11 protein-coding genes are annotated in these 13,683 nt (G+C 43.1%); 1 reads left to right on the top strand and 10 read right to left on the bottom strand.

The window, feature by feature from the left end:
• Positions 1-72: 72 nt before the first annotated feature.
• The 10 genes from ctaD to CLI64_RS19520 form a co-directional block, all read right to left on the bottom strand.
• Positions 73-1,749 carry a cytochrome c oxidase subunit I gene (gene ctaD / locus CLI64_RS19565; RefSeq protein WP_103138770.1) on the bottom strand — a complete coding sequence of 559 codons (1,677 nt, stop codon included), beginning with the start codon at positions 1,747-1,749 and terminating at the stop codon, positions 73-75.
• Positions 1,750-1,764: 15 nt separating this feature from the next.
• Positions 1,765-2,691 carry a cytochrome c oxidase subunit II gene (locus CLI64_RS19560; RefSeq protein WP_103138769.1) on the bottom strand — a complete coding sequence of 309 codons (927 nt, stop codon included), beginning with the start codon at positions 2,689-2,691 and terminating at the stop codon, positions 1,765-1,767.
• A gap of 70 nt (positions 2,692-2,761) precedes the next feature.
• Positions 2,762-3,367: a DUF2231 domain-containing protein gene (locus CLI64_RS19555; RefSeq protein ID WP_103138768.1), complete on the bottom strand. Its 606-nt coding sequence runs from the start codon at positions 3,365-3,367 to the stop codon at positions 2,762-2,764.
• The gene (locus CLI64_RS19550; protein ID WP_103138767.1) at positions 3,364-3,864 is read right to left on the bottom strand and encodes a DUF2231 domain-containing protein; all 501 of its coding nucleotides are present in this window, start codon (positions 3,862-3,864) and stop codon (positions 3,364-3,366) included. The genes CLI64_RS19555 and CLI64_RS19550 overlap by 4 nt, the downstream gene beginning before the upstream one ends.
• Positions 3,865-4,673: 809 nt before the next feature.
• Positions 4,674-4,925, bottom strand: coding sequence for a hypothetical protein (locus CLI64_RS19545; protein WP_103138766.1), 252 nt, complete (start codon positions 4,923-4,925; stop codon positions 4,674-4,676).
• A gap of 114 nt (positions 4,926-5,039) precedes the next feature.
• Entirely contained in the window at positions 5,040-5,261 is a 222-nt protein-coding gene (locus tag CLI64_RS19540) for a DNA-binding protein (RefSeq protein ID WP_103138765.1), read from the bottom strand.
• A 30-nt stretch (positions 5,262-5,291) separates the two neighbouring features.
• Positions 5,292-5,489 (bottom strand): hypothetical protein, encoded by a 198-nt coding sequence (locus CLI64_RS19535; protein ID WP_103138764.1) that lies wholly within the window; start codon positions 5,487-5,489, stop codon positions 5,292-5,294.
• The gene (locus CLI64_RS19530) at positions 5,482-5,745 is read right to left on the bottom strand and encodes a hypothetical protein (RefSeq protein WP_103138763.1); all 264 of its coding nucleotides are present in this window, start codon (positions 5,743-5,745) and stop codon (positions 5,482-5,484) included. The genes CLI64_RS19535 and CLI64_RS19530 overlap by 8 nt, the downstream gene beginning before the upstream one ends.
• A gap of 187 nt (positions 5,746-5,932) precedes the next feature.
• The gene (gene murQ / locus CLI64_RS19525; RefSeq protein ID WP_103138762.1) at positions 5,933-6,850 is read right to left on the bottom strand and encodes an N-acetylmuramic acid 6-phosphate etherase; all 918 of its coding nucleotides are present in this window, start codon (positions 6,848-6,850) and stop codon (positions 5,933-5,935) included.
• A gap of 81 nt (positions 6,851-6,931) precedes the next feature.
• Complete coding sequence (locus tag CLI64_RS19520) at positions 6,932-7,360, bottom strand: DUF3110 domain-containing protein (RefSeq protein ID WP_103138761.1); 429 nt, start codon at positions 7,358-7,360, stop codon at positions 6,932-6,934.
• A 370-nt stretch (positions 7,361-7,730) separates the two neighbouring features.
• On the opposite strand from CLI64_RS19520, the gene CLI64_RS19510 reads away from it, so the two are divergent.
• Positions 7,731-13,622, top strand: a complete 5,892-nt coding sequence (locus CLI64_RS19510) for a translocation/assembly module TamB domain-containing protein (protein WP_103138760.1) — start codon at positions 7,731-7,733, stop codon at positions 13,620-13,622.
• Positions 13,623-13,683: the final 61 nt, after the last annotated feature.

Genomic DNA, 13,683 nt, shown 5'->3' with positions numbered 1-13,683 from the left:
TCTTTTAGGGAAACACCAGACAAAAAGAAGCTCGTTCTTTTCGTCTGGAAATCCTTCCGCAATTGCATTTCCCTAATGTTGATGACTATGTGCTTCTGCCACTAAGGGTTCTGATTTACCGTAACCATAAGGTTCAGAAATCACAACTGGAATCTCTTCAAAGTTTTCTACTGGTGGAGGAGAAGCAACCAACCACTCCAAACCAATAGCGCGCCAAGGATTATCAGGTGCTTTTTCACCTTGCATCCAAGAAACTAGGATATTGAAGATAAAGGGTAATGTAGACATACCCAACAAGAATGCACCTAAGCTAGCCACAATATTCCAGCCTTCATACTCTGGTGCGTAGGAAGCAACTCGGCGTAACATCCCTTGCAATCCTAATGGGTGCATGGGTAAGAAGTTGAGGTTAGTACCGATAAATGCTAACCAGAAATGTACTTTACCCCAACCTTCGTTGTACATTCTACCGGTCATTTTGGGGAACCAGTGATAGATGGCTGCATACATCCCCATTGTCACTGTCCCATAGAGGACATAGTGGAAGTGTCCGACAACGAAATAGGTATTGTTAACGTGAATATCCACGGGTACAGAAGAAAGCATAATGCCAACAATACCCGCAAACACGAACATAATCAAACCACCCAAAGCAAACAGCATGGGTGTATTGAGGCGAATTTTGCCGCCCCAGATAGTAGCAACCCAAGCAAATACTTTAATCCCAGTCGGTACAGATACCAACATGGTAGTCAGCATGAATACCATCCGCATCCAAGCAGGTGTACCACTGACATACATATGGTGTACCCAGACAATTGCACTGACTACCGCAATCAATATAGAAGACAGGGCAACTACTTTGTAACCAAACAGAGGTTTACGAGCGTAAACTGGGAAAATTTCCGAGAAAATCCCAAAAATGGGCAGAATAATCACATAAACGGCAGGGTGAGAGTAGAACCAGAAATAATGCTGGAACATCACCGGATTACCGCCATTGGTGGGGTTAAAAAAGCCAGTACCGACAGTCAAGTCGAGTAACAACATAACTGCACCGGCTGTCAGGGCAGGTAAACCAAACAATTGGATAATCTGCGCGCTAAATACTGCCCAGACAAATAAAGGCATCCGAAAGAAGCCCATACCTGGCGCACGCATCTTGACAATAGTAGTAACAAAGTTGACAGCCCCCATAATTGAGGACACACCAGAAATCGCCACTGCCAACAGCCAAATCACTTGGCCATTAATTAAGTGACCGGTGGGGTTTTGCAGACTCACTGGGGGATAAGCCCACCAACCAGCTTGAGCCGGGCCACCGGGAACAAAAAAGCTCGCCATCAACAGAATCCCTACGACGGGAACCATCCAAAAGGCGGCGGCGTTGAGGCGGGGAAAAGCCATGTCCCGCGCCCCAATCATTAGGGGGACTAAATAGTTAGCTAAACCCACAAGGGAAGGGAATGTCCACAGGAACAGCATCACTGTACCGTGCATAGTGAACATCCCGTTATAAACGGTGCGGTCAACTAAGTCTGATTCAGGGGTGATGAGTTCTCCCCGCAAAATCATGGCGAAGATACCGCCGACGAGAAAGAAGATAAAAGAAGTAACTAGGTATTGGATACCGATAACTTTGTGGTCGGTGCTGAAGCTGAAATACTCTTTCCAGCCACCGCCAGATCCGTGTCCGTGGTTAGGCTTCTCCACAGGGAGATCGAGCCTATCAATAGGGATATTGGTCATGTGTTGATGTTCCTTTTAGCCTGGGTAATTAACTAAAGGTGCGGCAGCAGGTGCGACGGTTTCCCAGCCTGTTTTGACTGGCTGACTACTGCTTTGGGCGTATTCAGCCGCAGCTTGGTTATAAGCGGGCATGGGTTTGTGAGTAGCGACTTTAGTTAACCATTTTTGATAGTCTTCTGGAGACTCCACAACCACATTTGCTTCCATAGTGGCGAAGTAGGTACCGCTATATTGAGAGTCTGTTAGACGATATTCGCCTTCGCGGATGGGGGTAAATTCAAAATCAATGGTTTGATTAGGAACAATGTCTTGTTTAAGACGGAATGCAGGGATGTAAAAGCCGTGGAGTACATCTTGGGAATGTAGGGCTAAATGCACACGGCGATCGCTTGGTAAATGCAATTCGGTACTGGTAACATTCTTATCGGGATAGTGGAAAACCCACGCCCATTGTTTAGCGATTACGTCAATTTTTTCACTAGGTTCAGCTGCAATTACTCCACCTTCATCATCGGTAGCAGCATAAGCTGACTTCATTTCCATTGGGTTGTGTAGGTGTCCCAAGGCTGTGGGGCCTTGAATCCCCATTTGTTCATAGATTTGGTAGCTATAACCTGCAATCCAAAATACCAGGAAAATCGGAATAGCTGTCCAAACTACTTCTAGGGTGATATTACCTTCGATGTGGGGGCCATCACTCCAGTCATTTTTTTCCGCCCGATGGAATAACAAAGAGTACATCAAAACCACAGTTACACCCAGGAAGATGAAAGCACCTAGAGTGACCAAGAAGCTAAATAAATCATCAATCAAGTGAGATTCAGCCGCCGCTTGGGGAGGCAACCAGGAATAGGCGAGTTTACCTACCCACAGGCTAACAGTAGAGATCGCGATCGCTCCTACTATCAGCGTAAAAATATTGAAAAATGTCCGAAATTTCATAGTTGATAGTCAAGAGTCAAGGGTCAATAGTCAATAGTCAACATCCTCAATTTCTCCGTTACTTCTCCCTTTACTTGAGGACGTTATTGAGGTCTTCACCTAAACGCAGTAAGCTATCGGCTGTGTTGTGTACGCCAAATTCAGCTGCTAATTGCGCTCCTAAAGTGCCGTGGAGATACATGATGAACATGATGAACACGCCTGTAGCTAAATAGCACCACTGCACTTGTTGGTCTTGGTCTTCAGACCAAACATAACGCTGCCATGCTCTCCATAAAGTCATGAGAGCAATTAAACCCAGTAGAAATACACCTCCTACCCCATGCCACATCATGGTTTGCATGGCTTTTAGTCCCCAAGCACTTTTGATATCAGGGGTAGGTGTGGCGAGAAACATTTCATAAAAGCCTGCGGCCACTGTGAAAAAGGTGATGACGGTCGAACCTACCATGTTGTACCAGCCAACATCAAACAGGTTTTCCCGTTCAACTGTCATTCCCAAAAATTTGAACACCCATTTTTGAAAAGGGAAAAGCACAGCAACGATATCAAAAGTAATACCGATGATGAATAAGCCCAAAGTCAAATGCACCAGGTTGGGATGAATCGGAATTGTGTAAGGTAATCCGTTCGCTCCTAATTGGATATTTAATTGCTCAATTAGTTCTGAGTTCATGGCAGCATACCATCCTTAACAGCTTCTACAACTGGGACTGTGTGTAGCCCATAGACCCAAACCAGTTCATCTCCGAGATAAACTTGAACACCTACAATTAAGGCTAAAATTAACCCTACTCCTAAGTAGTGGATAGGGATTTTGTAGGGGTTACGCGCCCGGAGAACATATCGCCAAGCTGTCATGGCGGCGATAATACCTGACAATGACCAACCAATTAAGGTATGCAAATTCAGTACAGATTTAGCTACTTCGTAGGGTTTAGCCAAGCCAGCTTCAAACTGACCAAAAATAATGGCGACAAAAATGGCAATGGTAGCAACAAATAAATTCCACCAACCCACTTCATAAAACCGAGCTTTACCTGTGAAATAACCAATCAGATCACAAACAAATGCAAACAACACCATCGCAATTACAAAGTGAACAACGATGGGATGTATTGTGTCTGGGTAGGGTAAATTGTGATCGTTCAACGATGTAAGATAATCAAGCATTCTCCTCTCCTTGGCATAGCGATCGCACCTCATTAACATCTCAATACTCGACATTCACTCACATCCACATAGGCTTACCTGCATAACCAGAATTGATTTTTAGATAGTCGTGGCGACATCTGGCTACGTTATAATTTGCCTATTTGTTGTCAATTAAGTGAGGCTATTATTTATAGTCAATGATTGAGATTAATTCATTTGTTCATACTGATAAGCTACAACAGCGATTTTTAATTTACCTAACAAAATTGCCGTTGGTTGTTGAGTGAGTGAGTCCTATCTATTAGCTTAAGGATTTTTTCACTAGTTGTCAAAAGTAATTACAACATTTTTTTAAAAAAGTTTGATTAGCAAAAATAACTCTTCTATAATGTATCCTTGCTTGCAATTTCAGTATATTGCCTATACAAAATATTTAAATGTGCGTTGACAACATTCTTTAATTATTAATTTGTGATGATTATCACAAATTATATTCGGTAATTTATAAACATCATCAATATCAACCAATTGGCAATTTAAACACTATATTTTTAGGAGGTAAGCGAAAGTATGATTATAACTAATATTCAGAATTTTAATATGCTATAGTCTTTTAACCCTAATGAATTACAAACGACAATAATTAAACGCAGATAAACACAGAGAAACGCAGATAAATTTGTACCTCGGCAGACTAGTAAACGCTATATAAATAATATAATCAAGTTTGTAGTAAGGACTTTAGTCCTTTCTTAAAACCTAAAGTTATTAATACAATTTTTTAATTATTTACCCTTTTGTTATTACTACATTAAATAAATATATTTTTATCGATAAATGTGCATAAATAAAGCATAACCACTAACTAGCAAAATAAACAAGATAGTAGTAGAAAATATCACTAAATCTCTCACTATAAATAAAATCCAGTCTTTTCTTAGTTCTTGCCTAAATTGCAATTCTCGCAACTGACGATCAAGTTCTGCGTCCGCTTGAGAATTTTGATTTATGATTGAGACAATTAGCGGATTTTCACCCTTGGTGGCAATTATCTCTGCTAAATACTTAATATTGGCCATATTGGTTATACCAAATTGGTATAAGTAGTATTGTTATAAATTTATAGAATATCTTCTAAATCTCGATTTTCAAGCCAAAATCTAAAATCCAAAATCTAAAATCTAAAATGGGTATTAGATGCCTGAAATTTCAGTGTCCAGATTTTGATTATCATCCACAATCCAGAGATGTTTACCTTGCTGCTTGGCTTCTACAGCTATTTCTAGTAGTGCTAGTGCTTTGAGGAAAACATCAGCATGATCGCCATGAATTTGCTGTGATAAGTTATCAATGGTTTTATATAATTCGAGCGATAAATTTAAATTTATTTGAAGGCGTTGATTTTGTGAAGTCATTGCAGATGCACGAGCTATTAAAACAAATCTTTAGAAAGTACCTCTCCAAGCAGCATAGGCAAGAGTGATAATAATGGGAAGAATAATAGACAAAGTAATGATAATTCCCGTCTTACCGAAACGAATTTCTTGCCCATCTGCTTTGAAAAGCGCAATTACTGCTACTGTCGCCATTAAAATCCAGATGCTCCCAAAGATAATAAAAATAGTGAAGGCTGAATCATTCATTGTGTTTGACTGAAGGTTTATCCTTATCCTTATCTTTGTCCCTATCCTTATCCTGCTTACCCTTTTTCATTACTTCCATGTAGATATTAACTTCATCTACTTCTATATCATGTTCAATTCTCGTGACTTTCCAACTCTCCTTTCTGAGATAAATTTCCTCTCCAACTCTGGGTATAAATTGTAAATCATAGAATTTCTTGATATAGTCTCTTTGCTGTTCTTCCCATAGAATAACCTTAGTCCCTTCTCTAGTCATTAGTAACCCTCTTTTGTGAATAAGTGAAAGTTAATATTTAGATGAAAGATACTCGTTTAGTCTATCCCACTAATTCCCATCAAGAGCGTAGTTAAAGCCACATTATTAACTAAGTCAATTGGGTAGATAACTTTAATTTATTCATTTTCAGAAGTTTTGAGTGCTGAACACTCAGCACTCAAATTTACTAAGTATTCTTATGACTAGCGACAGCTTCTCTGAGATTACCTTGGTGGGCTGATAAAAGCTGTTCCCCAGCTTCTTTACTTAAACCAGTCCAGTGCATTAATAATGACAGTTTCACCCATTTACCGCTACGTTCCAAAAGATAACCAGCAGCTTCTCGACTTAAACCTGTGAGGTCTTGTAAGATGCGTAAAGCGCGATCGCGTAACTTTTGATTTGTGACTGCGACATCCACCATGCGATTGCCGTAAACTTTGCCTAATTGCACCATTACCCCAGTAGATAGGATATTTAAAGTCAACTTGGTGACTGTACCGGCTTTGAGACGGGTAGAACCGGCTAAAATCTCCGGCCCTGTTAACAAGCGAATATCAATATCCGCCTCAAAACTCACCTGTTCGGCTGGAACACAAGCAATAAAAATTGTCAATGCCCCCCGTTGACGGGCAGCATTTAAAGCACCGTGAACAAAAGGAGTTGTCCCACCGGCGGTAATTCCCACCACTACATCTAACTGAGTAACATGACGTTGAGCGATCGCGCTATCTCCGTCTTCCGCCCTATCTTCCAAATCCTCAGAACTGCGTACTAAAGCCCCAGCACCACCAGCAATAATCCCCTGAACTAACTCTGGTGGCGTACAAAAAGTTGGGGGACATTCCGCCGCATCTAATACCCCCAAGCGTCCACTTGTTCCCGCACCCACGTAAAACAAACGTCCACCCTGACGCAAACGGGCGGCTGTTTGTGCAATAGCCTGGGCTATCTCCTCCTTAGCCGCCGCTACCGCCTCTACTGCTTTATAGTCTTCACTATTAAACAACTCTACCAACTCCAAACAACTGAGCTGGTCTAAATTCAGGCTCAAAGGATTGACTTGTTCTGTCAATAAATGCCCACGTTCTTGTAAATTTGTCATTTATGGTAGCCTGCGCGTTCGTTGTTATCTGTGTCATCGCCCATCAACTATGGACTATTGACTAATGACTAAATGACTAAGTTACAACAATCCTTCTAATTTGCGGCGAATCTTTTCTAATTCAGCCGCAGAAAATTCCGTTTCCTCCGCAGGTGGAACATCATCGAAGTCTAAACCATCCTCGTAATTATCATCATATTGCCCATCGGGCTGCCAATCAGTTTCTTCAACATTAATCTCTGGAGGAATGACAAGGTCGCTATTTTCTGGGATAATTTCCCAGTCATAGTCAGCACTTTCACAAAACTCCTTGATTTCCTCAGCATCCATTGTTTCCACAGTAGGAGTTGGGAAATCTTGAGCCTCCAACATCAGGGCAAAACGGATAGCATCATCTTGAGATTCAAACATCAGAATTTTATTGCGATCGCCCACCTGAATTGTATGAATCCCCTCATTTTCCGTATTAGCGTTAAAAATCAACACAAAAACCCGCATTGGCGTAATCATCCGTCCTTACATTGTTATGTATATCTATAAGTTTAGGGGTGTAGGGGTGTAAGGGTGTAGGGGGGTGGGGAAAAGAGGCAGGGGGGCAGGGGGCAGGGGAGACAAGGGAGACAGGGGAGACAAGGGAGTAGGGGAAGAAAAACTGATGAGTGATGAGTAATGAGTAATGAGTAATGAGTAATAACTATTGACTGTTGACTATTGACTGTTGACTAATGACTAATGACTAATGACTAATGACTAATGACTACTACGCATTCATCCGAATGCCAAAGGATGAGATTGGTTTGTATCTTGGTATTGGCGTAGTAATATGCCCATAGTGCTAGTAGTGTGCCTACCACGTTCAGGAAAAGAGAAGTGAAGCCACATGAGTAATTCTTCCCCTCAAGATCATCAGTCCGGTAATTCTGACCGCCAGCGTCTATGGTTGCGGGTTTTGAAACGTGGTGGTATTACCTTGGGCAGTATTTTACTGCTAGGTTTAATCGGCGGTGCTTGGCGATTATGGGTTTTCGTGCAGAATGAATTAACGCCTTTAGCAGAAAAAAGTCTGACCAATACGCTAAACCGCCCCGTAAAATTGGGTAAGGTTAGTCAATTTTCGCTCACAGGGGTCAATTTTGGGGCTTCTTCTATCCCTCCGACAGCTACAGACCCCGATAAGGCGGAAGTCGATGCGGTGGAAGTTACTTTTAATCCTTGGCTGTTAATTTTTAATCGTCAACTAAAACTGGATGTTACCTTAGTTAATCCTGATGCCTACATTGAACAGGATAATCAAGGGCGTTGGATTACTACAACCTTAGCTCCTCCAGGAGAGGCGGGAGCAATTAAAACTGATTTAAATACACTGCGTCTGCGGAATGGCAATTTGGTACTGTTACCCCAAAAGAAAGAGGTGGCGGAAGTTGGGGAACCAGCAGACAAGGTAGATAAGGAAGATGTTGCGGCTTCTCCCATCGCTTTTTCGCAACTTTTGGGATCTGCTCAATTTTTAGAAAATAACCAATTGGTGAAATTTGCAGTCCAAGGTCAGGCGGAGACTGGCGGTAACATTACCTTGGCTGGGGATGTGCGTCCTAAAACTTTGGTGGCGAATATACAGGTGCAAGCAGAAAAAATGCTGGCTGCACACGTTACCCAATTGATAAAATTACCCCTGGAATTACAAACAGGTCGGGTGAATGGTGATTTAAAAATTCAACTCGCGCCAGAACAGAAGCCTTTACTGTATGGTAGTGCTGATTTAGAAGGGGTGACGCTGCAAATTCCCCGCGTACCACAACCGTTTATTAATAGCCAAGGTAGTATTTATTTTCAGGGAACAGAAATTAAACTCGAAAATCTCACTACTAACTACGGCAAAATTCCCCTAGTGGCGGCGGGAATTATTGATAGTATTAAAGGCTTTAAGTTAGCTGGGCGCATTAATGGGGTGAGTGTCGCTACAGCCCAAGAAACTTTAAAATTAAAACTGCCTGTACCTGTGGCTGGACAATTACAGGCGAAATTACAGGTGGTAGGGGATGTTGATAACCCCGTTCTCTTGGGTAGTGTCACCACTGTGAAAACTGCCCAAATTGATAAGATTAATTTTAAAAGAGTTAGTAGTAACTTTGCATTCAACACCCAGGATGCTGTAGTGAAGTTGGAAGACGTTCTGGGAGAAACTTCAGTCGGTGGTGAGATTAGAGGCGGTGGGATTATTCAGTTAGGAAAAAATCCCCAACTCGATTTGAGTTTTGCCGCCAATCAAGTGGCTGGAGATGCGATCGCTAAACTCTATAATCCTAATGTGGCCGTAAAAATTGGCAGTGTTAACGCTACAGCCAGGGTGACGGGTACACCTACCAATAGCCAGACTTTCGTCCAATTTGCCGCACCACAGGCAGTTTATCCTACCACGGGGGAAGTGATAGTTGGTGCTAATCGTAACATTAATTTTCGCAATGTGGTGGCGCGGGTAGGTGGGGGGACGATTCAAGGTAGTGGGAGTTTTGTCAATCAGCGTTGGCAAGCTGTCGCCAAAGCTTCCAGGGTGAGTTTACAACCCTTTGTCAACCCCAATCAATTGCAAAATATCTCTTTGGCGGGGACAGAATTAAACGGTCGTTTCCTTCTCGCGGGGACGGCTGAACCTTTCCAAATCGTCAATATTCGTTCCCAAGATGCGGGGGTGCAGATTGGTGGTGGTAGGATTGCGATCGCGAGTATTCAATTACAAGACAAAAACTTCACCGCCCGTTTCATCGCTAATAATGTCCGTCTGGGTAACGTCCTCAAAAATTCTCCCCCAGCCTTAGCTAACCCCCTAGATGGCACATTTCAAATCGCCGGCAATCGAGAAAATTTGAATCTGAAAACTCTCCAAGGCAACGGAGAAGCCCGCTTACGTGTAGGTAATGGCACAATTACCGCCACCAATATTCAACTTGCTAACGGTCGTTATCAAACCCAAGTGCAAGCAAATAATGTTCCTGTGCAACGTTTAGCGGCTGTACCCCTACAAGGTAATTTAACCGGACAATTAAATGTTGCCGGTAGTATAGATTCCTTCAGTCCCAATACCATCCAAGCCAGTGGACAAGCCAAAATTAATGTCGGTAACGGTACCATTACCGCCGCTAACATTCAATTGGCTAACGGTCGTTATCAAACCCAAATCCAAGCCAACAGCGTCCCTGTGCAACGCTTGGCCAAGGTTCCACTACAAGGTGATTTAACAGGACAGTTAAACGTTTCTGGCAGTGTCAATTCCTTCAGTCCTAAAACCATCCAAGCCAGTGGACAAGCCAGCATCAATGTTGGTCAGGGTAAAATTACCGCCGCTAATATCCAACTGGCTAACGGTCGTTATCAAACCCAAATCCAAGCCGATAACGTCCCTGTGCAACGCTTGGCTACTGTCCCGCCCCAATTTCAAGGTAATTTAACTGGTCAATTAAATGTTGCTGGTAGTGTAGATTCTTTCAGTCTCAACAGTATCCAAGCCAGAGGTCAAGGACAGTTAAATGTCGCAGGTGGTCAAGTTACAGCGTCTAATATTCAACTGGCTAACGGTCGTTATCAAACCGTAGTGGCAGCTACAGGTGTGCAGTTAAACCGCTTTAATCAACAACTGCGGGGACAATTAGGCGGACAACTGCAATTAGCAGGTAATTTGGGTTCCACGAGATTAGCAGATATTGAAGCTGCGGGTCAGGTGCAGTTATCCCAAGGTTTACCAGGACTAGAACGCCCCTTAGTCGCTTCCCTGGCTTGGAATGGCGAACAGTTGACAATTCAGCAAGCCACGGCACCAGGCTTAAACGTGAGTGGACAAATAGCCGCCAACGCCAATAGACCAGGTATCCCAGAAATTACCGCCTTAAATCTCAATATCCAAGCCCAAGACTTTAATTTACAACAATTACCTGTGACTTTACCCAATCAGGTAGCGGTGGCAGGTAGGTTAGATTTTAACGGTCGGGTGACTGGGAAATTACCGTTACCGAATGTAGCTGGACAATTGGCATTAAAAGATTTAGCAGTCCAGGGTATTGCCTTTGAACCTGTACTTAAGGGTAGTGTGCAGTCAGCCCAGGGACAAGGTTTAAATTTAGACTTGAGAGGCAATAATGACCGCATCGCCCTAAATCTCAATGCCAATAATCGCCCCGAATCCTTCTTAGTAAAATGGCAGCAAGCCTCAGCCCAGGGTCAAGTTAAGGGGGATAACTGGAGTGTACAAGTTGCTAGCTTCCCCTTACAAATTTTGAATGTATCACCGCCACCAAATCTGCGTTTGGGTGCAGGGAAACTCGCAGGTAATTTAACAGGAGATATCCAATTTAATCAAAGCACATTTGCGACTAGTGCCAACTTAGCGATCGCCAAACCAGAAATCGGCAGAATTAAAGGCGATCGCTTGGCGGCGCAATTCCGTTATAGTGATGGCACAGCTAGCATTACCAGTAGTGAATTTATTAAAGGCAATAGTCGTTACGCCCTCACTGGCAATCTTGCCCCAACTGCCCAAGGGCCAAGAATCCAAGGTAAACTCAACGTTAGCCAAGGCAATATCCAAGACGTACTCACTGTAGCCCAAATTTTTGACATCCAAGATTTGCAAAACAACGGTTCGCCGCCTAGTTACGGTAGTGCAGCCGACCTCAATACCGCACCCCAAGGCTTACCTAATCGTCCTTTACTTGACCAAATCGAACGTCTAGCCCAAATTAATCGCCTCATAGCTGACCGAGAAGAACAACGCACCGCTTCCCCAATTCCCGAATTAGCAGATTTACAGGGAACCTTTAGCGGCGATGTGGCTTTAGACACGGGTACACCAGAAGGTTTATCAGTTCAATTCAATTTGAACGGACAGAACTTTACTTGGGGTAAAGAAGAAGAAGAAAACCGTTTCTATCGTGCTGACAAAATCATCGCTGAAGGTAGCTTTGCCAATGGGGTGTTACAAGTGCGACCATTACGCATTGAATCAGCTAATAGTCTTGTAGCTTTTGCTGGTAACATTGGCGGCTCAGACCAGTCAGGACAATTACGGGTGAATAATTTCCCCATAGAGGTGCTGAATAACTTTGTCAGACTGCCCATTGGCATCACTGGTAATCTGAGTGGTACGGCAGCTTTAGCAGGTAGTATTGGCAACCCCCAAGCTAGAGGAGAACTGCAAATTACTGAAGGTAAACTCAACGACAAAGCCATAGAATCAGCCAACGCCAGTTTTAGTTACGCCAACGGTCGCCTGAACTTTGGTAGTATCGTTGCCATTGCGGGGCCGCAACCAGTCAACATCAATGGCAGTATTCCTTATAAATTGCCCTTCGCCACCACAAATCCCGATAGCGACCAAATCAGCTTAGATGTGAAAGTGCAGAACGAAGGATTGGCATTATTAAACCTGTTAACCAACCAAATCGCCTTTGAACAAGGAGAAGGTGAAATTGACTTAACAGTCAGAGGAACTAGACAAAAACCCATATTAAATGGGATTGCCACTGTGAAGGATGCCACTTTCTCAGCTCAAGCTTTACCAGGGAAAGTCAGACGCGTCACCGGTAAAATTCAATTCGATTTTGACCGTGTTTTAGTAGAAAGTCTCCAAGGTCGATTTAGCCGTGGCCAAGTCGCCGCCGCAGGGGAAATACCCATTTTTAACACCGAACTGGCAATTAATAATCCCCTCACAGTGGAACTAGAGCAATTAAACTTAAACTTGAAGGGACTGTATCAAGGCGGGGCTAGTGGTAACTTACAAATTACAGGTTCTGCCCTCAAACCAGCGATTGGCGGTAAAATCAGCCTCTATGATGGTCAAGTCTTGCTAGCAGAGTCCACTAATACCCAGCAGCAGAATAACAATAATGGCATCTCACTAAGCAAACAAGACAAACAAGACAAACAAGAAGTAAATAGTGCAAATGCGATCGCGCGCTTTAATAATTTAGAACTAGAATTAGGCAAAAATCTGCAAATTACCCGTCCACCTATCTTAAGTTTCCGCGCCACAGGTAACTTGATTGTCAGTGGTACTTTCGCTGATCCCATTCCCGTAGGCACTATCCAATTAAAAGACGGTGGCGTAAACCTATTCACCACCCAATTTAAACTAGCTAGCGGTTATAAACATACCGCCACCTTTAGAGCCAATCAACCCCGTGACCCCGATTTAGATGTACAACTATTTGCGAAAGTTTTGGATGTCGTCCAAGACAGTAACTTTAGTGATAGTAGATTAAGTCCCACCGGTTTAGCAGCATTAGAAACAGTGCGGGTAGAAGCTAACGTCAAAGGACAAGCCAGCAAACTTGACCAAAGCCTAGAATTAAGAAGCAGCCCCTCCCGCAGCGAAAACGAAATTGTCGCCTTATTGGGTGGTGGGTTTGCCAACGCCCAAGGAGGGGGTGATAGCACCCTGGGTATCATTAATATTGCCGGTTCAGCAGTATTTAATAATTTCCAGTCTGCCTTTAACCAAATCGGTACAGCCTTTGGGTTAAGTGAGTTGAGGATATTCCCCACAGTAATTTCCGATAATCCCGAAGCCGGTAAAAGTGGTTCTTCTATTGAATTAGCGGCTGAAGCCGGCGTGGATCTTTCTACAAAATTGTCAATTTCTAGTATTAAGATTTTGACAGCCAATGACCCCTTCCAATGGGGGATTAATTACCGCATTAACGATAAAATTCGGGTGCGTGCTTCCACTAATTTAGAAGATGATAGCCGGGCTGTAATTGAGTATCAAAATAGGTTTTGATGGGCATTGGGAATAGGGCATAGGGCATAGGGCATTGGGTATTGGAGTAAAATCTACCTTG

Source organism: Nostoc sp. CENA543 (assembly GCF_002896875.1).
Taxonomy (GTDB): domain Bacteria; phylum Cyanobacteriota; class Cyanobacteriia; order Cyanobacteriales; family Nostocaceae; genus Trichormus.
Note: the sequence above shows the minus strand (reverse complement) of the source record. Positions and strands in the feature narration are given on the sequence as shown.

What these genes read in the sequence shown, in the direction of transcription:
- CLI64_RS19510 (WP_103138760.1), top strand. Translation starts at nt 7,731, where the DNA reads ATGAGTAATTCTTCCCCTCAAGATCATCAGTCCGGTAATTCTGACCGC.
- CLI64_RS19540 (WP_103138765.1), bottom strand. Translation starts at nt 5,261, where the DNA reads ATGACTTCACAAAATCAACGCCTTCAAATAAATTTAAATTTATCGCTC.
- CLI64_RS19550 (WP_103138767.1), bottom strand. Translation starts at nt 3,864, where the DNA reads ATGCTTGATTATCTTACATCGTTGAACGATCACAATTTACCCTACCCA.
- CLI64_RS19545 (WP_103138766.1), bottom strand. Translation starts at nt 4,925, where the DNA reads ATGGCCAATATTAAGTATTTAGCAGAGATAATTGCCACCAAGGGTGAA.
- CLI64_RS19520 (WP_103138761.1), bottom strand. Translation starts at nt 7,360, where the DNA reads ATGATTACGCCAATGCGGGTTTTTGTGTTGATTTTTAACGCTAATACG.
- CLI64_RS19535 (WP_103138764.1), bottom strand. Translation starts at nt 5,489, where the DNA reads ATGAATGATTCAGCCTTCACTATTTTTATTATCTTTGGGAGCATCTGG.
- CLI64_RS19555 (WP_103138768.1), bottom strand. Translation starts at nt 3,367, where the DNA reads ATGAACTCAGAACTAATTGAGCAATTAAATATCCAATTAGGAGCGAAC.
- ctaD (WP_103138770.1), bottom strand. Translation starts at nt 1,749, where the DNA reads ATGACCAATATCCCTATTGATAGGCTCGATCTCCCTGTGGAGAAGCCT.
- CLI64_RS19530 (WP_103138763.1), bottom strand. Translation starts at nt 5,745, where the DNA reads ATGACTAGAGAAGGGACTAAGGTTATTCTATGGGAAGAACAGCAAAGA.
- murQ (WP_103138762.1), bottom strand. Translation starts at nt 6,850, where the DNA reads ATGACAAATTTACAAGAACGTGGGCATTTATTGACAGAACAAGTCAAT.
- CLI64_RS19560 (WP_103138769.1), bottom strand. Translation starts at nt 2,691, where the DNA reads ATGAAATTTCGGACATTTTTCAATATTTTTACGCTGATAGTAGGAGCG.